Genomic DNA, 22424 nt, shown 5'->3' on the forward strand with positions numbered 1-22424 from the left:
CGCCACGTTTCCCTGCATCGGCTTCTGCCGCGATCCGCCTCCGGGCGCGTCGCCCGTTCTGCGCCGGTCGCCTGCGGCCGGCCCGCTCCGCTTCACACCTGCTTACCCATCGCGCGCCCTCGGCGCGGCGGTGCCGGGATCGGCTGCGCCATCGCCGACGCGGGTGATCGCTTGACTCACGCGTGGTGCGAATGGACGTCCAGACGTCCATCGGCATCACGTCCACTCTGGCGGGGAGGGGTAGCGATGAAGCGAGGCATGTGGGGAACGATGGGGGGCGTATTGCTGGGTATAGCCACCGTTGGCGCGCCGGCGATGGCGGCCGACGCGCCAGCGAGCACCGTGGTCGGCAGCGTGGCGGTAGTCAACGACTACCTGTTCCGCGGCCTGTCACAGACCAACTGGAAACCGGCGGTGCAGCCGGGCATCGAGTACGACCACGCCAGCGGCTGGTACGTCGGCGCGTGGGGCAGCAACATCAGTTGGCTGTCCGATGCGTCCACCGATGCGGCGCACATCTCCTCCAGCGTGGAGCTGGATTTCTACACCGGCTACCGCGGCAGCTTCGCTGGTGATGTCAGCTACGACGTCGGCATCTACGAGTACTACTACCCCGGCAGCTATCCGACGGGCTTCACCCGGCCGTACACCACCGAGGTCTACGGTGCGCTGGGCTACAAGGGCGTGACCCTGAAGTACTCGCACGCGCTCACCAACCTGTTCGGCTTCACCGACTCCAAGCACTCCGGCTATGTCGATCTCTCCTACAACGTGGAGTTCAGCCCCGGCTGGACGCTGAACCTGCATGCCGGCCACCAGAAAGTGCGGCACGTCGCGGGCGCCTCCTACAGCGACTGGAAGGTGGGCGTCACCAAGGCGTTCGACCACGGCTACTCGGTGTCGCTGGGTTACTACGACACCAACGCCGAGCGCAGCGTCTACACCAACGCCGACGGCCATTTCGTCGGGCGCGCCACCGGCATTCTCACGTTAGCCAAGGCGTTCTGATCGGACATCGCACCGCGGTGGCCGCTGCGCCGCCGCGCCACACGGGGAGGCAAGCATGAGGGGGAGTCAGCCATGAAATTGATCAGTTGCATCATCCGGCCATACAAGCTCGACGAGGTACGCGACGCGCTCGCCGCAGCGGGCGTCAGCGGCATCACGGTGAGCGAGGTGCGCGGCTTCGGACGGCAGAAGGGCCACACCGAGCTGTATCGCGGCGCGGAGTACGTGGTGGACTTTCTGCCCAAGCTGAAGGTGGAAGTCGTGGTCACGGATGACCAGCTCGACGGCGTGCTGGAATCGATCCAGCAGTCCGCCAAGACCGGCAGCGTGGGCGACGGCAAGATTTTCGTCAGCCCGGTCGACCAGGTCATCCGCATCCGCACCGGCGAATTCGACGCCGACGCCCTCTGACTGTGCCCGCGAGGTTTTCCATGAAAGAGATCGTGCTTTCCCGCCCCGCGCGCGCGTTGCCCGCCTGGGTGCTGACCCTGATGTTGCTGTGCCTGCTGGCGCTGTCGTCGGCCTCGCATGCGGCCGACGCCGCGCCGGTGGTCGACAAGGGCGACGTGGCCTGGATGCTCACCTCCACCCTGCTGGTGCTGCTGATGACGGTGCCCGGTCTGGCTCTGTTCTACGGTGGCCTGGTGCGCTCGAAGAACGTGCTGTCGGTGCTGATGCAGGTAATGACGGTGTTCTCGATGATCCTGGTGCTGTGGGTGATCTACGGCTACAGCCTGGCGTTCAACGGCGGCAACGCCTTCATCGGCAACCTGGACAAGCTGTTCCTCAAGGGGGTCACCAAGGACAGCCTGGCGGCCACCTTCAGCGCCGGCGTCTCGCTGCCGGAATACGTGTTCGTGGTGTTCCAGTCCACCTTCGCCGGCATCACCGGCGCGCTGATCGTGGGCTCGTTCGCCGAGCGCATGCGCTTTCGCGCCGTGCTCGCCTTCACCGCGCTGTGGTTCACCTTCGCCTACCTGCCGATCGCGCACATGGTCTGGTACGGGCCGGACGGCTTCCTGTTCGCCAAGGGCGCGCTGGATTTCGCCGGCGGCACGGTGGTGCACATCAACGCGGGTATCGCCGGCCTGGTCGGCGCGTACATGGTGGGGCCGCGCCTGGGCCTGGGGCGCGAGTCGATGAAGCCGCACAACGTCACCTTCACCATGATCGGCGCGGCGATCCTGTGGGTGGGCTGGTTCGGCTTCAACGCCGGCTCCAACCTGGAGGCGAACGCGGGCGCGGGCCTGGCCTTCATCAACACCTTGCTGGCCACTGCCGCGGCGGTGCTGGCCTGGCTGCTGCTGGAGGCGGTGACCAAGGGCAAGCCCTCGATGGTCGGCGGCGCCTCCGGCGCGGTAGCCGGGCTGGTAGCGATCACGCCGGCATGCGGCACGGTGGGCCCGATGGGTTCGCTGGTGATCGGCGCGCTGGCCAGCGTGGCCTGCGTGTGGGGCGTCACCGGATTGAAGAAGCTGCTGCGCGCGGACGATGCGCTGGACGTGTTCGGCGTGCACGGCATCGGCGGCATCCTGGGGGCGTTGCTCACCGGTGTGTTCAGCGCCCCCGCGCTCGGCGGTACCGGCTTCGGCAGCGGCAACAGCTCCATCGCCCAGCAGTTGGGCGTGCAGGCGCTGGGGGTGGGCATCACGCTGGTGTGGAGTGGCGTGGTCTCGGTGATCGTGTATCTGGTGGTGAAGACCGTCTTTGGGCTGCGGGTGTCGGCCGAGGCCGAGCGCGAAGGCCTGGACATCACCTCGCACGGCGAAAGCGCCTACGAGAGCTGAGCGCGGCACGCCCGGCGTCCCGGCGCCGGGCGTGCTCCAGTTTGGTGCATCACATGCACCATATTGCACGCGTATGATGCCGGCGAACCCTGGCAAGGGCGCGCCGGCCTTGTCCCAAGCCATCTGGCGCCGTCTGCCGCCATGGCATGGCGTTTGCTAAAACCGAACAGCCAATCCCACCCGAGGTTTTTCCATGTCCGTCGCAAAAGTGCTTGACCTGTTCCAGGAGCATGACGTCGAGTTCGTCGACCTCCGCTTCGTCGACATGCTGGGCAAGCAGCATCACGTCACCTTCCCCGTCCACGCCATCGACGAGAGCACCTTCGAAGACGGCAAGATGTTCGACGGCTCGTCGATCTCCGGCTGGAAGGGCATCAACGAGTCGGACATGGTGCTGATGCCCGATCCGGACACCGCCTACCTCGACCCGTTCAGCTCGCACACGCAGGTGGTGATCCACTGCGACGTACTCGAGCCCTCCACCATGCAGGCCTACGGCCGCGACCCGCGCTCGATCGCCAAGCGCGGCGAGGCGTTCCTGAAGTCCACCGGCATCGCCGACACCGCGTTCTTCGGCCCGGAGCCGGAGTTCTTCATCTTCGACTCGGTGCGCTGGCAGAACGACATGGGCCGCGTGTTCTACGAGATCGGCTCCGAAGAAGCCGCCTGGAGCTCGCGCTACAAGTACGACGGCGACAACACCGGCCACCGTCCGGGCGTGAAGGGTGGCTACTTCCCGGTCAGCCCGGTCGACTCGCTGGGCGACCTGCGTGCGGACATGTGCAAGGTGCTCGAATCGCTCGGCCAGGTGGTGGAAGTGCACCACCACGAAGTGGCCAACGCGGGCCAGTGCGAGATCGGCGTGAAGTTCAACACGCTGGTGAAGAAGGCCGATGAGCTGATCACCATGAAGTACGTGGTGAAGAACGTCGCCCACCAGAACGGCAAGACCGTCACCTTCATGCCCAAGCCGATCGTTGGCGACAACGGCAGCGGCATGCACGTGCACCAGTCGCTCTCGAAGGGCGGCGAGAACCTGTTCGCGGGTGACCTGTACGGCGGCCTTAGCCAGACCGCGCTGTGGTACATCGGCGGCATCTTCAAGCACGCCAAGGCGATCAACGCGTTCGCCAACTCGGGCACCAACAGCTACAAGCGCCTGGTGCCGGGCTTCGAGGCGCCGGTGATGCTGGCCTACTCGGCGCGCAACCGTTCGGCGAGCTGCCGCATCCCGTATGTGTCGAGCCCGAAGGGCCGCCGCATCGAGGTGCGCTTCCCCGACCCGCTGCAGTCGGGCTACCTCACCTTCACCGCGCTGATGATGGCCGGCCTGGACGGCATCATCAACAAGATCGACCCGGGCGCGCCGTCGGACAAGGATCTGTACGACCTGCCGCCGGAAGAGGAGAAGAACATCCCGCAGGTGTGCTCCAGCCTCGACGCCGCGCTGGAAGCGCTGGACAAGGACCGCGAGTTCCTCAAGGCCGGTGGCGTGTTCACCGACGACTTCATCGATGCCTACATCGAGCTGAAGATGCAGGAAGTCACCCGCTACCGCGCCAGCACGCATCCGCTGGAGTTCCAGATGTACTACGCGATCTGACCTCAGGTCCGATCCGCTGCAAACAAAAAGGGGAGCCGCGAGGCTCCCCTTTTTCGTGCGCGAGCGCGCATCACGCACGCCCCCGCTGAAACATCAGCGCCCTCAGGGAATCGTCGTCGCCACGGCCTGCTCCAGCGCCTTGCGCCACGGCAGGTACAACGCGCCATCGGCGGGCAGGGCGCCGCGCCAGCCGCAGCTCTGGCTGGCGAACGCCACCGACTGGCCGACCATGCATGCCAGTGGGTGACCCAGCGCGAGGCCGGCCAGCATCATCGCGCTGAAGGCGTCGCCGGCACCCACCGTATCCACCAGCTGCGGCAGCGGCGGCGCGACGGCCCGCGCCACGCAGCGGCCCTCGGCATTCCACGCGGCCGCGCCCTCGGCGCCGTGGCTGACCAGCACGTGGCTTGCACCGGTGCGCGCGCACAGCGCGGCCATCGAGGCGTGCGCATTATCGAGCGCGGGCACACCGGGCATCGGTGCAAGATCGAGCCAGCGGAGCAGCTGGGTCAGTTCGGTATCACTGAGCTTGAGTACGTGCACGTCCTGCAGCAGCTCGAGAATCGCCTCAGGCGACGGCCCGGCCTCGCGCCAGTTGAGGTCGACGAAGGCGCGATGCGGCACGGCCTGGCGCACCGCCGCCAACGCTGCACGCGAGGCCGGCGCGCGCAGCGCCAGCGTGCCGAAGTACAGCCACGGCGCGCCCGCCTCGAGTGTCTGCACTGCGGCGACCGCCTGCACTGCATCGATGCGATCGAACGCCTGGTCCGCAGGAATCTCGAACGCGTGGCCGCCGTCGCGTTCATGTACCAGCACGCGGGCGGTCCGTGCGTCGGCCTGCGCGTGCTGCAGCGACAGTCCGCTGCGCGCCGCCGCCGCCCGCAGCGCCTGTCCCGCCTCGTCATCGCCCAGCCGCGTCAGCATCATCGGCGCCAAGCCCAGCGCGGCGAGATGACAGGCTACGTTGAACGGCGCACCGCCGGGCACCGGGCCATCGGCAAAGGCGTCCACCAGCGACTCGCCGAAGACGATCAGGGAGGGTTCGATCATGCGCGGGCTTCCGGAACGGGGGATCGCGACAGTGTGGCCCAAGCGGCGGCCCGGTGGGCGACGCCGTGTCTGCTCGGGCCTGGCGCTATCGGGAGGTGTGACGTCATCGACGTCCGCAGCGTGGGTGCGAGCCGCTCCCCGCGTGTGCTCAGCCCGGCTGTGCTTGGCCCGGCGCCGACAAGCGCAGCAGCACGCCGGCCAGGCTCTTCAGGTCTTGCGCGTTGTGCGCGGCGACGCGGCGCAGGTTGGTCGCCGGGCCGCCGCGCAGGTAGGTGAGCCAGGCGGCCGGCGCTTCCGAGCCGGGCAGGTCGTCCTCGCGCAGCACGCCGAGCAGCTGGCGTTCGGCGGTGGCGAGGCGGCAGTTTTCCCACTGGCCCTTCCAGTGGCGGCGCACCGGATGCAGCAGGTCCAGGTGATCGAGCCCGGCCAGCGGGTTGGCCAGTCGCGCCAAGCGATAGCGAGTGGCCAGCAGTGGCGCGTCGTAGCACTTGCCGTTGTAGCTGACGAGCACGCTGTCCGGCTGCAACCAGCCGGCGAAGGTCTGCAGCATCGCGGTTTCCGCCGCCATGGTGGTGATGGTGAGCTGGCGCAGCCGCAAGCGCCCCGCGCGCCAGTCCGCCGCGCCGATCATGAAGGCGCGGGTGCCGGTGCCGCCGGCCAGTCCCGTGGTCTCGGTGTCGAAGTGCATCAGCCGCGCCGGGTCGATCGTGTCCTCGCGGCGGGCGAAGCGCGTGTCGATGGGCGAGGGTGGATCGGGCCAGTCGACGTGTTCCTCGGTGTAGCGCAGGCCGGGCGCGATCTCCTCGCCGAACAGCTCGCGGTCGCGGGCGGGGAAAGCCGGTGCCGGTCGCGTGTGCGAGCGGGCGCGCACGCCGAGCAGCCAGCGCAGGTCTTCGGTGCTGGTCTTGCGTGGCGCGGGCACTGACTCCGGTGCCGCCACGGCCTGGCCGGCCTGCGCGCGCAGGCCGCGCAGGCGATCGCGCAGCGCGCTCACAGACTGGCCAGCAGAGCGAGCACGCGCGCGGCCAGCGCCTTCGGCGCGCGTTCGCCTACCTCGTCCACCGCCAGCACCGGGCCCACGCAAGCCGGGCAGCCGTAGTGGCAGTCGCAGCGCTCCAGCAGCGAACGCGCCTGCGCCAGCAGATCCTCGCGCCGCTCGAACAGCGGCGCGCTCAGGCCCACGCCGCCAGGAAAGGCGTCGTAGAGATAGACCGTGGGCGTGAACGGCGCATCGGGTTCCAGCGCGGTGGGCTGCCCATCCGCGCCGCGCAGCTGGCCGCGGCCGCTGGCGTCGCTGCTGACGAACCACGCGCCGTCGCCGCTGCCCACCGCCTTCTGCAGGTCGCGCGACTCGGCCATCACCGCCACCGTGGCGACGATGTGCAGCGCATAGGCGGCGCCGAGGAAACCGTCCAGCGCCTGCTGCCGTTCGTCGAACGCCTGTTGCAGGGTGCGCTGGTCGAGCTGCCACCACACCGCGGTGGTGTGCAGCTCCTGGTCGGGCAGGTTCACCGGGCCGTAGCCGATGTTCTCGTGCGTGTAGTAGCGGATCTTCTTGTAGCCGGCCACGCGACGCACCACGTGCACCTCGCCGTGGTGCGCCTGGCCGCGACCGGCCGGCGCGCTGCCGAAGGCGTCCAGCACCTTCAGCTTGGTGTAGTCGATGGCGTCGGTGTAGTAGTCCACGTGGGTGCGCGTGACGTAGGCCTTGCGCCCCTCCCAGTCCAGCCGCTCCACCTGGTAGGGCGTAGCCTGGATCATGTGGATGGCGCCTTCGTATAGGGTGAGCGCGGCGGCGGAATAGTCCACTTCGGCGAGAATGGTCTGGCGCCCGCCGGTGCGGTCCACCACCACGAAATTGCCGTCGGCCACCGCACGCAGCGACACCGCGTTGGCCGGGTAGCTGTCGGCGATCCACTCCCAGCGCTCGCCCTCGCGGTGCAGCACGCCTTCCTCGCCCAGCACTTCCAGCCACGGCGTGGCGACTTCATTGCCGAACACTTCGTGGCCGACGAACGGCAGCTCGAACGCGGCGCAGCGAATATGGTCGAGCAGGATCAGCGGCTGGTCCGGCGCGATGCGCGCGTGCTCCGGCGGCGCGCCCTCGAAGAACTCCGGGTGACGCACCAGGTACTGGTCCAGCGGATCGGAACTGGCCACCAGCACGCCCAGCGCCGCCTGCTGCCGACGGCCGGCGCGACCGAAGCGCTGCCAGGTCGCCGCCACCGAACCGGGGTAGCCGTTGAGCACCACCGCGTCGAGGCTGCCGATGTCCACGCCCAGCTCCAGCGCCGAGGTGCTGACGATGCCGTCCACGTCGCCCGCGCGCATCGCCCGTTCGGCCTCGCGCCGCTCGGTCGGCAGGTAGCCGCCGCGATAGGCGCGGATGCGCGGTGGCTTGCGCGGGTCGTGGTCGAACACGTCCTTGAGGTACTTGGTAAGCACCTCGACCATGCTGCGGCTCTGCGCGAACACCAGCGTCTTCATGCCTGCCTTGATCGCCAGCCGCGCGATGCGGTTGCTCTGCGAACGCGCCGACGCGCGCAGGCCCAGGTCGGGGTTCACCACCGGCGGGTTCCACAGCAGCACGTGCTTGTCGCCCGAGGGCGCGCCCGACTCGGTGATCGCATGCACCGGCGCCTCGATCAGCGCCTCGGCGTGCTGCTGGGGGTTGCCGATGGTCGCCGAGCACAGGATGAACTGCGGGCGCACGCCGTAGAACGCGCAGATGCGCTTGAGCCGGCGGATCACGTTGGCCACGTGCGAGCCGAACACGCCGCGATAGCTGTGCACCTCGTCGATCACCACGTAGCGCAAGTTCTCGAAGAACTGCGCCCACTTCGTGTGATGCGGCAGGATCGCCTGGTGCAGCATGTCAGGGTTGCTCACCACGATGTCGCCGTGCAGGCGGATCGCCTGCCGCGCGTCGCCCGGCGTGTCGCCGTCGAAGGTGAACGCCTTCACCCCCAGCTCGCCGGCGCGGTTGAGCTCCAGCAGCTCGGCCACCTGGTCCTGCGCCAGCGCCTTGGTGGGGAACAGGTACAGCGCCTTGGCGTTGGACTGCATCGCCGCGGCCACCACCGGCAGCGTGTAGCACAGCGACTTGCCCGAGGCCGTGGGCGTCACCACCGCCACGTGCGCCCCCGCCTGCGCCGACGCCCACGCCTCGCCCTGGTGCTTGTAGAGCTGGGTGATGCCGCGCGCGCGCAGCGCATCGGCCAGCGCCGGCGGCAGATCCTCCGGCAGCGGCTCGTACGCACCCTCGCGCCCCGGCACCACGAACGAACCAGTCACCCGCCCGGCGTAGCGCTTGGTCAATCGCGCCGCCAGCGCGCCACCGTCGGCGGGGCCGCGCAGCACCAGTTCATCTGCGGCAGCGTCGTCGGCGCGGTGGGCCGGATCGATCAGGGCGTTCATGGCGTGGCTCGCGATGGGCGGGCATCGCAGTAGAGCGGTGGCGGGTCTCACCGCATGAGACGTCTCGCAAGCAGGGCGTTGGAGTGGGTGGCGCCATCAGAAAAGCAGTCCCCGCCATCGTTGTTGACAGCCCAGATGCTTCGCTCGACATTGCGCCAGAACCGGGGCAGGGGACCGCCTCGCCCACGCGAACACCACCATCCACCAAGGAAGGCCCCGATGAAGAAGCTCATGTTTGCAGCGCTGTTCGCCCTCGCCGCGGCAGCCGCCAATGCAGGCCCCACCAAGAGTCTGGAAAGCTCGGCCGTGGTCGACGGCACCATCGTGCTGGCCAAGGACGGCGCAGTGCAGCTCGCCACCGTGGAGCACCCGGAGAAGTACGGCCAACCCATCGCCGATCTGGTGCGCAAGGCGGCGCTGACGTGGCGCTTCGATCCGGTGCTGCGCGACGGTCAGCCGGTCGCCGCCAAGGCGAGCATGCACGTGCGGGTGATCCTCACCAAAAACCCGGATGGCAATTTCACCGCGCGCATCAAGGGCGCCACGTTCGGCGGCAACAACGCGGATACGCCCGACGATCTGTACAGCGAGAACCAGAAAAAAATTGGCCCGCACTATCCTCCGGCGGCGATCAAGGCCCGCGTGCAGGGAACGGTCTACCTGGCGCTGCACGTCGACCGCGACGGCCACGTCACCGACGCCATGGCCGAGCAGGTCAATCTGGAAAACACTGGGCCGGACGGCCTGCTTCAGAAATACCGCCAACTGATGGCCAATGCGTCGCTCGCCGCCGCCCGTCGCTGGACCTACCGGGTGCCGACCACCGGCAAGCTCGCCGGCCAGGACAGCTGGACCCTGCACGTTCCGATCGTCTACACCCTCAACGAGTCCGGCGCTGCCCCGGTCGAGCGTGTGTGGCGCACCTATGTGCCCGGCCCGTACACGCCCGCACCATGGGCCGACAAACCCAGCATGGCTACCGCCGATGCGCTCGCCGACGATGGCAGCTACACCGAAGGTGCCGGGCCGGTGCTACGTTCGTCTTTTGATCATGGTTGATCCATTACCGCGACTGCGCGCGGCTCCTGCACCAGAAAACCTGAGTCAGGACGCCTCAGTCCCTCAATATAAATTGGCTCATTTGGTCAGATTATTCCTCGATCTGCTAAAGCCAAATAAGCTCGGAAGAGGAGGTAGCCAACGATCGCGAGAATGTCGGGGGTTTTTATCTTTCGCTGCGGCTATGCTCTTTATCTCGTCAATCGCGGCTCTCGCGGTTCCCACAAAGAAGGTTATGCAACCGAAGTTGTCTGGGGAGGAGACTATCCCTGTCGATGTTGAAAGGAAAACTTTTATTTGGCGTGATCTAAAGTGGTCGATACCAACGTCGTTCTTCAGCATGCCGTTCGAGGAAAGCTCCCGCTTCCTCGAACTGAGAGCCTGGTGGACGCCGGGATTTTTCCAAACGCGAGGACCTTCGGTGGGCTCTGCCTACGTCCGCATTTTAATTGATGATCAACAACACTTTGATCCCTTCAGATATATCAAGCTAAAATCTGGCGATATGGACGTCGTCGCTAGGGTTGAACATACAATCGGAGTAGGGCCCTCTTACTTGGGAAGCTGGGGTTCTACACACTATTTCAATTTCCCTTCGTGGAAGCGCGGGCCTCGCCCACTGCTACTGACTTGCAGGCATCTTCCTAGCCTTGAGGGTATGAGCGCCTCGCCTCTTTGTCGCCTCTATGTTCTGACAATTCAGGGGCTGATTGCGGAGGTAACTGTTCCAACCAATGTTCATCGAGACGTCACCCGGCTAGCCAGTGACATTCTGCTGCTGATGGAAACCTTCACCCAGCAAAAAAACTCGCCTCGAAGCAATTGAAATCAATGCTGCTATACCGAAGGATCGAGCCTATCAGCGGGAGGTTGAGGCGCCAAAAAAGTGGATATTTACTTATCCAGCTCCTGAGTGTGACCCTGAAACCGTTTTTGACTCGAAAAATAGGTTTCGGTCGGATGTTTAGTTCGTCGAAAGCGACTGGTCCGTTTTGTATTAGGCGGTAGATCGAAAGGAGCCGCCGTTGCGGGCTGAGGAGATCATGGTATGGCTCGGCCCACCTCGGTGGCCTTTTCTTCCAAAGAAAAAGCTGATGGCAACCCTATTGACGATGGAACTTGTTGGGCTTGGCTCCCTCACGGTGGCATTACCATCGCCATTTTTCAACAAGGCGATGACAGGTGACGCTAGGAATGGCGCGGCCCGTTTGGTGTGGTTCTTTGTGGGGGCTGCTTTCGGTTTATATGCCTATGGTGCTTTCGGCGGCATGAAGACTCGGGAAGAGGGAGTGCCTGAAGCGCAATAACGAGCTCGACACATGAGACGCGGGACTCGGGGCGAGGCGCCCTCACGCTGGTTCCGGGGGCGACGTGACAGCCCGGACAACTCAGCAGGCGGCGGTTGAGCGGTCGACCTTGATCCGCAGTACTGCAATTGCACCAGCCCGATGCATTCCCCATGATGGTGCAATGAGCAACGCATCCTGGCGCCCGCTGGCGGAGCAGATGGCGACCGGGCTGGCCCTGGTCGATGCGGAGCTGCGCGTGACGTGGCTGAATCCGGCGCTGGCCGAGCGGCTGGCGCTGGGCACGCGCAGCCTGGTGGGGCAGCCGGCGGCGCTGATGTTCGCGGACGACGCGGCGGTGCTGGCGCAGGCGCGGCGGGCGCTGGCTGAGGAGCGGGCGCTGCAGTTGCGCGGCGTCGCTATGACCACCCAGCGCGGCACCGAGTGGCAGGCGGACCTGAGCCTGCAGCCGTTCGACGGGCAACTGCTGCTGGAAGTGCACGCGCTGGCCGAGCCGGCCGCGGCGGCCTCGCCGCTGTCGGCGACGCTGCGCGGCTTTGCGCACGAGGTGAAGAATCCGCTGGCCGGCCTGCGCGGGGCGGCGCAGCTGCTGCAGCGGCGGCTGGACGACGAGGACCTGAAGGCGCTCGCCGGCATGGTGATCGCCGAAGCGGACCGCCTCGGTGCGCTGGCCAACCGCCTGCTGCATCACGACGGTGCGCCGCGGCTGGCCCCGGTGAACATCCATCACCTGCTGGAGCGGCTGGAAGATCTTCTGGAAGCCGAGCCTGCGCCGCTCACGCTGCGCCACGACTACGACCCCAGCCTGCCGGATTTCCCCGCCGACGCCGACCGCCTGCTGCAGGTGCTGCTGAACCTGGCGCGCAACGCGCGCGAGGCCGGCGCACAGACGCTCACCCTGCGCACGCGCGCCGAGCACGGCGTGCGGCTGGGCGAGCGGATGCTGCGCAGCGCGCTGCGGGTGGACGTGATCGACGACGGCGCCGGGGTGCCGCCCGCGTTGCGCGACACGCTGTTCCAGCCGCTGGTGTCCGGGCGGCCGGACGGCACCGGCCTCGGCCTGGCGCTGTCGCGCGAGATCGCCCACGAGCACGGCGGCGAACTGCGCTGGCAGGGCCGGCCCGGCGAAACCGTGTTCTCGCTCTACCTGCCGCTGCCGCCACCGCAGCGCGCTTCGACCGATGCTGCCACGGAAGCCACCGATGACTGATACACCCACCGCCCGCGACGTCTGGGTAATCGACGACGACCGCGGCGTGCGCTTCGTGCTGGCCGAGGCGCTGCGCGACGCCGGCCACACGGTGCGCGAGTTCGGCGACGTGGCCAGCGTGCGCGAGGCGCTGAAGACCGCCCGCCCCGCGCTGCTGCTCACCGACGTGCGCATGCCCGGCGAGGATGGGCTGGCCCTGCTCGGCGAGCTGAAGGCGCAGGGCGTGGGCCCGGTGATCGTGATGAGTGCCTACACCGACGTGGCCACCGCCGCCGCCGCGTACCGGCAGGGCGCGGCCGACTACCTGGCCAAGCCGTTCGACCTGGACCAGGCGGTGGCCGCGGTGGAGCGCGCGCTGGCCGACGTCGCTCCACCGCCGGCGCCGGCGAAGCTGGAGACGCCGCAGCACACCCTGCTCGGCGAGAGCAGCGCAATGCGCGAGGTGTTCCGGCTGATCGGCCGCGTCGCCGCCAGCGACCTCAGCGTGCTGATCACCGGCGAGACCGGCACCGGCAAAGAGCTGGTGGCGCGCGCGCTGCACGAGGAGAGCGCGCGGCGCGGCAAGCCGTTCGTCGCGCTCAACACCGCGGCGATTCCGTCGGAGCTTTTGGAGAGCGAGCTGTTCGGCCATGAGGCCGGCGCGTTCACCGGCGCCACCCGCCGCCACGCCGGCCGCTTCGAGCAGGCCGAGGGCGGCACGCTGTTCCTCGACGAGATCGGGGACATGCCGCTGGCGCTGCAGACGCGCCTGCTGCGCGTGCTGGCCGGCGGCGAGTTCTACCGCGTGGGCGGGCGCGAGCTGATGCGCGGCGACGTGCGCATCGTCGCCGCCACGCATCAGGATCTGGCCGCGCGCGTGGCCAGCGGGCAGTTCCGCGCCGATCTGCTGCATCGCCTCGACGTGGTGCGCATCGAGCTGCCGCCGCTGCGCCAGCGCCGCAGCGATATCCCGAAGCTGGCCGAGCATTTCCTCGCCGCCGCCGCGGTGGAGCTGAAGCTGCCGCCCAAGCGCTTCTCCAAGGCCGCATTGAAGGCGATCGCCCAGCGCGACTTCCCCGGCAACGTGCGCGAGCTGGAGAACCTGTGCCGACGCCTGGCGGTGATCGCGCCGGGCGCGGAGATCCTGCCTAGCGACCTGGGCACCGCCGTGCCCACCGCCGGCGGCGACGACTGGACCCACGCCCTGCGCGACTGGGCCGAACAGGCGCTCGCGCGCGGCGAGGCGGACATCCACGCCCGCGCCCGCGAGGCGCTGGACCACACCCTGATGCAGGCCGCGCTGCGCGCCCACGACAACCACCGCCAGCACGCCGCTGCCGCGCTCGGCGTGGGCCGCAACACGCTCACCCGCAAGCTCGGCGCCTCGCGCACGCGCCGGCCGAACAAGACCTGATCCGGAGACACCCGCATGACCGTGACCGTCCGCGACGCCCAACGCGAAGACCTGCCGAACCTCATCGCATGGAACGCCGCGATGGCGTGGGAGACCGAGCACAAGCGGCTCGACCCGGACATGCTCTCGCGCGGCATGGCAGCGGTGTTCGACGAACCGCGCCGCGGCTTCTACCTCGTCGCCGAGTTGGACGGCGCACCGGCCGGCTGCCTGATGGTGACCTACGAGTGGAGCGACTGGCGCTGCGGCGATTTCTGGTGGATCCAGAGCGTGTACGTGGCCGAGTCCGCGCGCCGCAGCGGCGTGTTCCGCGCGTTGTACGCCGACGTGGCGCGTCGCGCGAGCGAGGCCGGCGCGGTCGGCCTGCGGCTGTACGTGGAAACCGAGAATGCGCGCGCCCAGGCCACCTATGAAGGCCTCGGCATGGAGCGCTGCCATTACTTCATGTACGAGCAGGCGCTGGAACGCGCCCGCTGAGCGCGGGGTGACGGGCCCGGCGCAAGGGCGTACAACGGGCGCGATCATGCAAGACGGCCAGCGACCGGCTGAAGACCCTGCAAGGCTCACGTCCACCGAGGAACCCGCCATGATCTTCCTGCTCGCTGCACTGCTCATCGGCATCGTCGCCGGCCTGCGCGCGATGACCGCACCCGCCATCGTCAGTTGGGCGGCCCAGCTGGGCGTGCTGCCGTTGCAAGGCACGCCGCTGGCCTTTCTGGGCTGGCGCTTCACGCCGTGGATCCTCTCGCTGCTCGCCGTGGGCGAGCTGATCACCGACCAGTTGCCCACCACGCCCAGCCGCAAGCTGCTGGCGCCGTTCGCCACGCGCATCGTGATGGGCGGGTTCTGCGGTGCCGCGGTGGGCCTGGCCGGCGGCCAGTGGTGGCTTGGGGCCTTGGCCGGCGCAGTCGGTGCGGTGCTCGGCACGCTGGGCGGCGCGGCGGCGCGAGCCCGGCTGGCCGCGGCGTTCGGACGCGATCGCCCGGCGGCGCTGCTGGAAGACATCGTCGCCATCGGCGGCGGCATCGCGATCCTGGCGCTGCTGCCATGAGCGCCGCCTACGACGCCATCATCGTCGGCGCGGGCCAGGCCGGCCCCTCGCTGGCCGGGCGCCTCACCGCCGCCGGCATGCAGGTGGCGCTGGTCGAGCGGCACCTGTTCGGCGGCACCTGCGTCAACACCGGCTGCATGCCGACCAAGGCGCTGGTGGCCAGCGCCGAGGTGGCGCACCTGGCCCGGCGTGGCGCCGACTACGGCGTGCAGATCGGTGGCGAGGTCACGGTGGATTTCCCCAAGGTGATGGCGCGCGCGCATACGGTGACGATGAACGCGCGGCGCAACGTGGAGCGCTGGCTGCACGGTATGGAGCATCTCACCGTGCTGCGCGGGCACGCGCGCTTCCTGGCGCCGGACACGCTGCAGGTGGGCGAGATGACGATCCGCGCGCCGCGCGTGTTCCTCAACGTGGGTGGCCGCGCCGCCGTGCCGGCGCTGCCCGGCGTGGACGCCATCGACTACCTCACCAACACCTCGATCTTACAGCTGGACACGCTGCCGCGGCATCTGGCGGTGGTCGGCGGCAGCTACATCGGGCTGGAGTTTGCGCAGATGTTCCGCCGCTTCGGCGCGCAGGTGACGGTGATCGAGCGGCAGTCGCGGCTGATCGCCCGCGAGGACGAGGACGTATCCGCGGCGATCCGCGAGATCCTGGAAGCCGAAGGCATCGCCGTGCGCACCGGGGCCGAATGCATCGCGTTCGCCGCCCACGCCGACGGCGTCGCGGTGCAGGTGGACTGCCGCGACGGCGCGCCCGAGGTGGTGGCCAGCCACGTGCTGCTGGCGATGGGCCGCCGGCCGAACACCGACGACCTTGGCCTGGAGCGCGCCGGCGTGGCCAACGACGAGCGCGGCTATATCACCGTGGACGACACGCTCGCCACCAACGTGCCCGGCATCTGGGCGATGGGCGACTGCAACGGCCGTGGCGCGTTCACCCACACCGCCTACAACGACTTCGAGATCATCGCCGCCAACCTGCTCGACGGCGACCACCGCACGCTGTCGCAGCGGGTGCCCGGCTACGCGCTGTACATCGATCCGCCGCTGGGCCGGGTCGGCCTCACCGAGGCGCAGGCGCGCGCCAGCGGCCGACCGCTGCTGGTGTCGAAGCGCCCGATGACGCGGGTCGGCCGCGCGGTGGAGCGCGGCCAGACGCGGGGCTTCATGAAATTGGTGGCTGACGCTGAAACCAGGCGCGTGCTGGGCGCGGCAATCCTCGGCGTGAGCGGCGACGAGGCGATCCACGGCGTGCTCGACCTGATGAGCGCCGACCAGCCGCTGGACGCGCTGCGCTGGGCGGTGCCGATCCATCCCACGGTGTCGGAACTGTGGCCGACCGTGGTGCTGGGGCTGCAGCCGCCGACGGACGGCTAGACGCGCGTCGGCTCGGGTTTAGTGCGGCGCCGTGGATGCGCCGCGGCGGACGATCGTTTTCCTGCTACTCAGTGCAGCGGCGTATCCGGCGCGCCGAGCCGGCCGTCGGCGTCGAGCTGGATGCGGCCGAGCGCGTGCAGGTCCGGCGCGATACCGAACTGTTCGGCCAGCGCGCTGACCAGCGCGCCCAGCGCGCGCGGTTGCAGCGGATAGCCGTGCGCCAGCACGCGGGCGCGACCGCCGTCGCCGCGCTGCGCGGCGGTCACCGCCACCACGCCCAGGCCTGGCGCTTCGTGCGCCACCAGCAGCGGCGGCTCGTAGGCGGCGTCTGCTTCACCGAAGGTTTCCAGCAGATAGCCGTCGTTCGCTTGCGCAATGACGCCATTGGCCGGTGCGAGGCGCAGCGGCAGCGCGTGCGCGTCGAGCAGGGCCGCGTACTGGCGCAGCTCGAACACGATGCCGGCGAAGGCATGCGCGCGGTCCGCGTCATGGCTTTCGGCCAGCCACTGCGCGGGCGACTGCACCTGCACCGCGCCCTCGGCGTAACGCAGCGGCAGGCCGCGCGCGCTGAGCGTGGCTTCCTCGCGGTACGGCGTGAGCAGCGCGGTTTCCAGCAGGCTCCACAGCGGTGCGAGGTTCACGTGCTCGTACTGCACGCAGGTCAGAGCGAGCAGGTCGTTTCGGCTGAGGTAGCGCACGTGTTCCAGCGGCACGCCGAGCGTGCGGATCAGCCAGTCGGCGGTGCGCTGGCCCGCTTCGCCACGACCCACCAGATCCAGCTCCAGCTGTTCGGCCAGCGTGGTGGCCAGCGGCTCGGGCGCGAGCAGGGTGATCGGCAGTAGGCGCATCGGGCCGTCGGCGTAGGCGGCTTCCGGCTCCAGCGGCTGCGCGGGCATGCGGCCCTCGTGGGTGCCGAAGGCGACCACGTTTTCCAGATGGCCGCGCGGCACGCGTCGGGCCAGTTCGTCCAGCGTGGCCCACACCGGAAAGCCCGGGCGCAGCAGCTCCACCGCATCGAACAGGGCACCAGCCACGGCAAGGCGCGCCTCGGTGGCGGCGGGCACCAACGTCTGCAGGTCGGCGGCGATGTGGCCGGCGAGCTCGGCGGCCTCGTCGCGGCTCAGCGTGGTGCGGCGGGCGGCGTCGCCGGCGCCGGTCTCGATCGCGAGCACCACGGGCAGGGCGAGCAGGGTTGAGCTGTCCAAGAGCGGCGTCCAGCAAGGTGGGGATCGCCAAGTTTATCAGCGCCGCTCGGGTGGCCCGGATGCGCGGCGCTGAACCGCATCGCACGAATGGCGCACTGGCGGGGTTTCCCGGGGCGGCAGCGCGGGTTAGCCTTGCAAGCTCAATACCCGCCCGGATGTTTTGAGCTCATGGACAACTCGCAGCGACGTGTCGGCGTGATCGGTGGCGTGCGGATTCCGTTCTGCCGCAACAACACGGCGTATGCCGAGGTCGGCAATTTCGGCATGTCGGTGAAGGTGCTCGGCGCCCTGGTGGAACGCTTCGCCCTGCACGGCGTGGAGCTGGGCGAGGTGGCGCTGGGTGCGGTGATCCGCCATTCGTTCGAGTGGAACCTGGCGCGCGAGGCGGTGCTCTCCTCGGGCCTGGCGCCGACCACGCCAGCGATCACCACGGCACGTGCCTGCGGCACCTCGCTGGACAACGCGATCATCGTGGCCAACAAGATCGCCGCCGGGCAGATCGAGGCGGGCATCGCGGCCGGTTCGGACACCACCAGCGACGTGCCGATCGTCTACGGCGAGCGCCTGCGCAAGCGGCTGCTGGCGGTGAATCGCGCCAAGACGCCGATGGAGAAGCTCAAGACCGCGTTCGCCGGCTTCTCGCTGGGCGAACTCAAGCCCTCGTTCCCCGGCGTGGCCGAGCCGCGCACCGGCATGTCGATGGGCCAGCACTGCGAGAAGATGGCCAAGGAGTGGCACATCACGCGTCAGGCGCAGGACCAGCTCGCACTGGAAAGCCACCGCAAGCTCGCCGCCGCGTACGACGCCGGCTTCTTCGACGACCTGATCGTGCCGTTCCGCGGCATCAAGCGCGATGGCTTCCTGCGCCCGGACACCACGCTGGAGAAGCTCGCCGCGCTGAAGCCGGCGTTCGACAAGAGCTCCGGCCAGGGCACGCTGACCGCCGGCAACTCCACCGGCCTGTCCGACGGCGCGGCCGCCGTGCTGCTGGCCAGCGAGGGCTGGGCCGCCGCACGAGGATTGACCGTGCAGGCCTGGCTGCGCGACGCCGAAGTGGCCGCGGTGGATTTCGTGCGCGGCGAGGGCCTGCTGATGGCGCCGACCATCGCCGTGCCGCGCATGCTGGCGCGCCAGGGGTTGACCCTGCAGGACTTCGATTACTACGAGATCCACGAGGCCTTCGCCGCGCAGGTGCTGTGCACGCTGCGTGCGTGGGAAAGCGCGGACTACTGCAAGCAGCGACTGGGGCTGGACGCGCCGCTGGGCAGCATCGACCCGGCCAAGCTCAACGTGCACGGTTCGAGCCTCGCCACCGGCCATCCGTTCGCCGCCACTGGCGCGCGCATCATCGCCACGCTGGCCAAGCTGCTGGAGCAGAAGGGTTCGGGCCGCGGCTTGATCTCGATCTGCACCGCCGGCGGCATGGGCGTCACGGCGATCCTGGAGCGCTGAGCCGTCTGGACGTCCAGACGGCTGCGCCTGTCGTCCGCATGCGACTCACTCCCCGCCTTCGCGTCACTACGCTGCTGAGCGTGCTGGCGTTGCTGATCGGCGTGCTCGGCACACAGTGGTTGAGCGGCCGCACCAGCGAATGGGCCGGCCCGAAGCAAGCGGTGGAGGCCGTGCACGTGGCGCCGGCGGCGGCCGCCTACCGCGAGCGCTCGCGCCGCACCCACGCGCCACCTCGCGTAATGGGCGCGCAGCGGCCGCAGGCCTCGTCCGATGCGGCAGCCGCCACCCCGCCGTCGCCGCCGGAACTGGTACCGGTGAGCATGCCGGCACTGTCCTCGCGCTACGCCGACCTGGAGGGCCACCTCGACGGCAGCGTGGTGCTGACGGTGCGCGTGGATGGCGACGGTCGCGTGCTGGACGCGGCGGTGGCGCGCTCCAGCGGTGACGCCGTGCTCGATGCGCACGCGCGTGCCGTGGTCGCGGGCTGGCGCTTCGCGGTGCCGCCGGGTTATCCGCAGGGCTTCAGTGGCGAGCTGCCGATGCGCTTCGACGTGGCCGATCGTTAGAGAATGCCGCTGCCGGCGGAGCCGAATGCGGTGATCAAACGCGTGTAGATCAGCTTGAACGACAGCGCTACGCCGGGGAAATCGCCCACCGGCTCGTAGCAGCTGAAGAACGCCGGATCGTTGGGCGCCATCGGCGTGCAGCCGGGCTTGAGGTCGTAGCTGGTGGCGTAGCGGTACGGCCAGAAGTCGAACAGCGGCAGCTTCTCGGAGATGTCGCCGATCGCCTGGTTGACGCTGGTGAGCACCGGTACCACCGGCTTGCGCGGCGCGATCACCCACGCGTTCTGCGGACCGGTGAGGCGCAGGATCGATGAGCGCACGGCGTTGGCGAAGCCGCGGTCGTGCACGATCACGCCCGCCTCGGTGTTGAAGTGGTCCGAGCGCGGATCGAAGTTGTGCGAGCCGACCATGGCGAAGCTGTCGTCCACCACGATCGACTTGGCGTGCAGGCCGAAGCGCAGGCCCCTCTCGATCAACGGAGCCGGCCGGTTGCTGCTGCCGCGACTGCCGAACAGTCCGCGCGTCTCGGCGCCGGGGTAGCGACGGCGCTCACGTACGGAGGCCGCGATCGACGGCAGCAGATCGTCGTTGGCCAGCGCGTAGTCTTCCTCTGCGCTGGCTGCGTGCGGCTTCATCTCCTGGATCTCGAAGCCGTACTTGCGCAGGTAGCGCTTGCGGTGTTTGTACGAGAGCGCGTACACGGCAAACGCGTCGGTGGAAGCCAGCGAATTGGTCGACACGCGGATACGCGGCGGATCGGCGCGGCGGTGCATGGTCTTGAAGATCTTCTGCGCCCGGTCGCTCATCACCAGGTACGGCGTCTGCAGCACCACCTCGTGCTTGGCGCTGGCGACCAGCTGCATCACGTGGTGGGTGAAATCGAGCGCGTGGCGGCGAGTGGGCGCGTCGGTCTTGGCCGGCAGATCGCTGAAGAACTCCACCTCGCCGGTGTGGAAGGCCGGATCGAGCAGGTGCTGCTGGATCCAGGCCGGGTCCTGCGCCTCGCGTTCAAGCTTGGCGACGCGGGCGGGGCGGCGGAACTGCGGCGCCGGCCAGCCGGGCGCGGCGGGGTGGGCCAGGATGTAGCGATTCACGTCGCGCAGCGCCTCCAGCGGTACCGAGCGCTTGTGCTTCCAGAACCGGGCGAAGCTTGCGGCCATGTCGTGCGCGGCGGGGCCGCCGACCATCACGTCGCGATCGACGTAGTCGAAGTCGCCGTCCCAGTTGAAGTAGCGATCCTGATAGTTGCGTCCACCGGTGATGCCGACGGTGTCGTCCACCAGCAGCAGCTTGTTGTGCATGCGCTGGTTGAACTTCATGAAGCAGCACACGATGCCCGCGGCGAACTCGGCCGGGCTGGTCTCGGCGTCGTGAAAGGTGGGGTTGTACAGCTTCACCGTGAGGTGCCGATCGGCGCGCGCGAGACGATCGAGCAGGGCCACGTCGCCGAAGGAGAACAGCTGGTCGGCCAGTATGCGCACGCGCACGCCGCGCCGCGCCGCCTGCACCAGCTGGTCGAGCACCAACTGGCCGACGTCGTCCTGGTCCCAGATATAGGTCTGCACGTCGATAGAGCGGCGCGCCGCCTGAATCAGGTGGATGCGCGCGGCGAGTGCATCCTCGCTGTCGGCCAGCAGGGTGACCACGTGTTGCGGGTGGCCGGCAGCGGAGCTGGCGAGCGCGAGGTCGGCCGCCTGCAGCACCGCCGATGGCGCGGCGCAGTGGTCGGCGCGCGGGCAATCGAACGAGGGCAGCGTGGTGGCGGCGACGATCGCGTCGGCGCGGCGCACCTGCTGGCGCGGCACGGTGCAGCCCTGCAGCGCCAACGCGAGCAACAGCAGGAACGGAGGAAGAAAGCGCAATGACATGCGCGGATGATACGGCGTGCCGCTCAGTGCGCGGCCGCGTCGAGCGTGATCAGCAGGCCGAGGTTCACCGTGTCGCTGACGGCGGTGTGGTGGCCGTCCATGCCGTAATCGCTGCGCTGGATCTGCCCGCGCACCTCGATCTGGCAGACGGTGTCACGTTGCAGCGTGCAGCTGGCAGGCTCCAGCCGGAACAGCACCGGTCGTGTCACCCCGCGCAGGGTCAGCCAGCCGGGCAGTTCGCCGCCGGCATCGAGCGAGCGCACTGCCAGCGGTGCGGAGACGAAGTGGATCTCCGGAAAGCGCCGCACGTCGAAGAACTCCGGATCGAGCACCCAGCGGCGCAGCCGCGCCGAGGACATCGCCACGGAGTCCACGTTCACCGTGGCACGCACCACGGCGGTGTCGCGCAGCGCGTTAAGGGTGACGTCGCCGTGGATGTCGGTGAAGCGGCCGTTGATCTGGCGCACCCACAGCAGGCGCACGTTGAACTCGGCGTGCGAGCGCGAGGTGTCGATGCGGTAGTCCGCACCCCGCGCGGGGGCGATGGCCAGCAGGGCGACGAGCAGCGGCAGCCAGGCCGCCCGCATCACGGCGACCAGAAGGCGTCCAGTCGCGCGTTGCCCGGTTCCAGCGCCCCGTTGAGGTGCAGCACGGCCAGCCCACCCGGCGGCATGCCGCGGAAGTCGTCCGAGCGTCCTTCCACCAGCAGCGCCACCAGCCGCTCAATGCCGGGGTTGTGGCCCACCAGCATCACCGTGCCCACCTCGTCGTGCTGATCGAGCAGGGCCAGCAGTTCGCCCGGCGTGGCGTCGTAGATCTCGTCGGCCAGTTGCAGCTCGGGCGAATCGCCCAGCGCCTCCAGCGCCAGGTTGGCGGTGGCGCGGGTGCGTTCGGCTGGCGAGCACAGCACGCGCTGCGGCCTCGCGCCGTGGCTGGCCAGCCATCTGCCCGCCGCGCGCGCCTCCTGTTCGCCGTGTCCGCTGAGCCGCCGTTGCCGGTCGTCGTCGCCTGCGGTGGCAGGCAGGGCCTCGGCGTGGCGCAAGAGGATCAGTTCGAGCATGCAGGA

The 22424-nt window shown here is 68.9% G+C and carries 20 protein-coding genes; 13 read left to right on the forward strand and 7 right to left on the reverse strand.

Annotated features, from left to right (window positions below; all coding sequences use genetic code 11):
• The first annotated feature begins 246 nt into the window (after positions 1 to 246).
• The 4 genes from ACQVBX_RS15205 to glnA all read left to right on the forward strand — a co-directional run bounded on the left by ACQVBX_RS15205 (position 247) and on the right by glnA (position 4398).
• A complete protein-coding gene (locus ACQVBX_RS15205; RefSeq protein WP_431635131.1) occupies positions 247 to 1008 on the forward strand; it encodes a TorF family putative porin in 762 nt (253 codons plus the stop codon).
• Positions 1009 to 1080: 72 nt separating this feature from the next.
• A complete protein-coding gene (locus tag ACQVBX_RS15210) occupies positions 1081 to 1419 on the forward strand; it encodes a P-II family nitrogen regulator (protein ID WP_431635133.1) in 339 nt (112 codons plus the stop codon).
• Between the two features lie 80 nt (positions 1420 to 1499).
• Complete coding sequence (locus ACQVBX_RS15215) at positions 1500 to 2795, forward strand: ammonium transporter (protein WP_431638205.1); 1296 nt, start codon at positions 1500 to 1502, stop codon at positions 2793 to 2795.
• 193 nt (positions 2796 to 2988) lie between these two features.
• Entirely contained in the window at positions 2989 to 4398 is a 1410-nt protein-coding gene (gene glnA / locus ACQVBX_RS15220) for a type I glutamate--ammonia ligase (protein WP_431635134.1), read from the forward strand.
• A 102-nt stretch (positions 4399 to 4500) separates the two neighbouring features.
• Here glnA and ACQVBX_RS15225 read toward each other — a convergent pair whose 3' ends face one another.
• The 3 genes from ACQVBX_RS15225 to ACQVBX_RS15235 all read right to left on the reverse strand — a co-directional run bounded on the left by ACQVBX_RS15225 (position 4501) and on the right by ACQVBX_RS15235 (position 8865).
• A complete protein-coding gene (locus tag ACQVBX_RS15225; RefSeq protein WP_431635136.1) occupies positions 4501 to 5448 on the reverse strand; it encodes a PfkB family carbohydrate kinase in 948 nt (315 codons plus the stop codon).
• 148 nt (positions 5449 to 5596) lie between these two features.
• Positions 5597 to 6442 carry a ribonuclease H-like domain-containing protein gene (locus tag ACQVBX_RS15230; RefSeq protein WP_431635137.1) on the reverse strand — a complete coding sequence of 282 codons (846 nt, stop codon included), beginning with the start codon at positions 6440 to 6442 and terminating at the stop codon, positions 5597 to 5599.
• Entirely contained in the window at positions 6439 to 8865 is a 2427-nt protein-coding gene (locus tag ACQVBX_RS15235) for a DEAD/DEAH box helicase (RefSeq protein WP_431635138.1), read from the reverse strand. The genes ACQVBX_RS15230 and ACQVBX_RS15235 overlap by 4 nt, the downstream gene beginning before the upstream one ends.
• A 219-nt stretch (positions 8866 to 9084) precedes the next feature.
• Here ACQVBX_RS15235 and ACQVBX_RS15240 point away from each other — a divergent pair, with 219 nt between their 5' ends.
• From ACQVBX_RS15240 to ACQVBX_RS15270, 7 genes are all read left to right on the forward strand, one after another.
• Positions 9085 to 9924 (forward strand): energy transducer TonB, encoded by an 840-nt coding sequence (locus tag ACQVBX_RS15240; RefSeq protein WP_431635141.1) that lies wholly within the window; start codon positions 9085 to 9087, stop codon positions 9922 to 9924.
• Positions 9925 to 11018: 1094 nt separating this feature from the next.
• A complete protein-coding gene (locus tag ACQVBX_RS15245; protein ID WP_431635143.1) occupies positions 11019 to 11231 on the forward strand; it encodes a hypothetical protein in 213 nt (70 codons plus the stop codon).
• A gap of 163 nt (positions 11232 to 11394) precedes the next feature.
• A complete protein-coding gene (locus ACQVBX_RS15250) occupies positions 11395 to 12441 on the forward strand; it encodes a two-component system sensor histidine kinase NtrB (RefSeq protein ID WP_431635144.1) in 1047 nt (348 codons plus the stop codon).
• Complete coding sequence (gene ntrC / locus ACQVBX_RS15255; protein WP_431635145.1) at positions 12434 to 13834, forward strand: nitrogen regulation protein NR(I); 1401 nt, start codon at positions 12434 to 12436, stop codon at positions 13832 to 13834. The genes ACQVBX_RS15250 and ntrC overlap by 8 nt, the downstream gene beginning before the upstream one ends.
• A 15-nt stretch (positions 13835 to 13849) precedes the next feature.
• Positions 13850 to 14311 carry an N-acetyltransferase family protein gene (locus tag ACQVBX_RS15260; RefSeq protein ID WP_431635146.1) on the forward strand — a complete coding sequence of 154 codons (462 nt, stop codon included), beginning with the start codon at positions 13850 to 13852 and terminating at the stop codon, positions 14309 to 14311.
• Positions 14312 to 14420: 109 nt separating this feature from the next.
• Positions 14421 to 14885 carry a DUF4126 domain-containing protein gene (locus ACQVBX_RS15265; RefSeq protein ID WP_431635148.1) on the forward strand — a complete coding sequence of 155 codons (465 nt, stop codon included), beginning with the start codon at positions 14421 to 14423 and terminating at the stop codon, positions 14883 to 14885.
• The gene (locus tag ACQVBX_RS15270) at positions 14882 to 16267 is read left to right on the forward strand and encodes an FAD-containing oxidoreductase (RefSeq protein WP_431635149.1); all 1386 of its coding nucleotides are present in this window, start codon (positions 14882 to 14884) and stop codon (positions 16265 to 16267) included. Before ACQVBX_RS15265 ends, ACQVBX_RS15270 begins: the two co-directional genes overlap by 4 nt.
• Before the next feature lie 68 nt (positions 16268 to 16335).
• Here the strand turns inward: ACQVBX_RS15270 and ACQVBX_RS15275 are convergent, their stop codons facing one another.
• Positions 16336 to 17472 (reverse strand): hypothetical protein, encoded by a 1137-nt coding sequence (locus tag ACQVBX_RS15275; protein WP_431635150.1) that lies wholly within the window; start codon positions 17470 to 17472, stop codon positions 16336 to 16338.
• A 168-nt stretch (positions 17473 to 17640) separates the two neighbouring features.
• Here ACQVBX_RS15275 and ACQVBX_RS15280 point away from each other — a divergent pair, with 168 nt between their 5' ends.
• Positions 17641 to 18924: an acetyl-CoA C-acetyltransferase gene (locus ACQVBX_RS15280; RefSeq protein WP_431635151.1), complete on the forward strand. Its 1284-nt coding sequence runs from the start codon at positions 17641 to 17643 to the stop codon at positions 18922 to 18924.
• A gap of 38 nt (positions 18925 to 18962) precedes the next feature.
• Positions 18963 to 19490: an energy transducer TonB family protein gene (locus ACQVBX_RS15285; RefSeq protein ID WP_431635152.1), complete on the forward strand. Its 528-nt coding sequence runs from the start codon at positions 18963 to 18965 to the stop codon at positions 19488 to 19490.
• Here the strand turns inward: ACQVBX_RS15285 and ACQVBX_RS15290 are convergent.
• Genes ACQVBX_RS15290 through ACQVBX_RS15300 form a run of 3 tightly spaced genes read right to left on the reverse strand, consistent with a single transcriptional unit; the run spans position 19487 to position 22418 of the window.
• Positions 19487 to 21358, reverse strand: a complete 1872-nt coding sequence (locus ACQVBX_RS15290; protein ID WP_431635153.1) for a phospholipase D-like domain-containing protein — start codon at positions 21356 to 21358, stop codon at positions 19487 to 19489. The two genes, ACQVBX_RS15285 and ACQVBX_RS15290, sit on opposite strands and share 4 nt — an antisense overlap.
• 23 nt (positions 21359 to 21381) lie before the next feature.
• Positions 21382 to 21945, reverse strand: coding sequence for a YceI family protein (locus ACQVBX_RS15295; protein WP_431635155.1), 564 nt, complete (start codon positions 21943 to 21945; stop codon positions 21382 to 21384).
• On the reverse strand, positions 21945 to 22418 hold the full coding sequence (locus ACQVBX_RS15300; RefSeq protein WP_431635156.1) for a SixA phosphatase family protein: 474 nt from the start codon (positions 22416 to 22418) through the stop codon (positions 21945 to 21947). The genes ACQVBX_RS15295 and ACQVBX_RS15300 overlap by 1 nt, the downstream gene beginning before the upstream one ends.
• Between the last annotated feature and the right edge of the window lie 6 nt (positions 22419 to 22424).

Source organism: Dyella thailandensis, from assembly GCF_050749815.1.
Lineage (GTDB): Bacteria > Pseudomonadota > Gammaproteobacteria > Xanthomonadales > Rhodanobacteraceae > Dyella_A.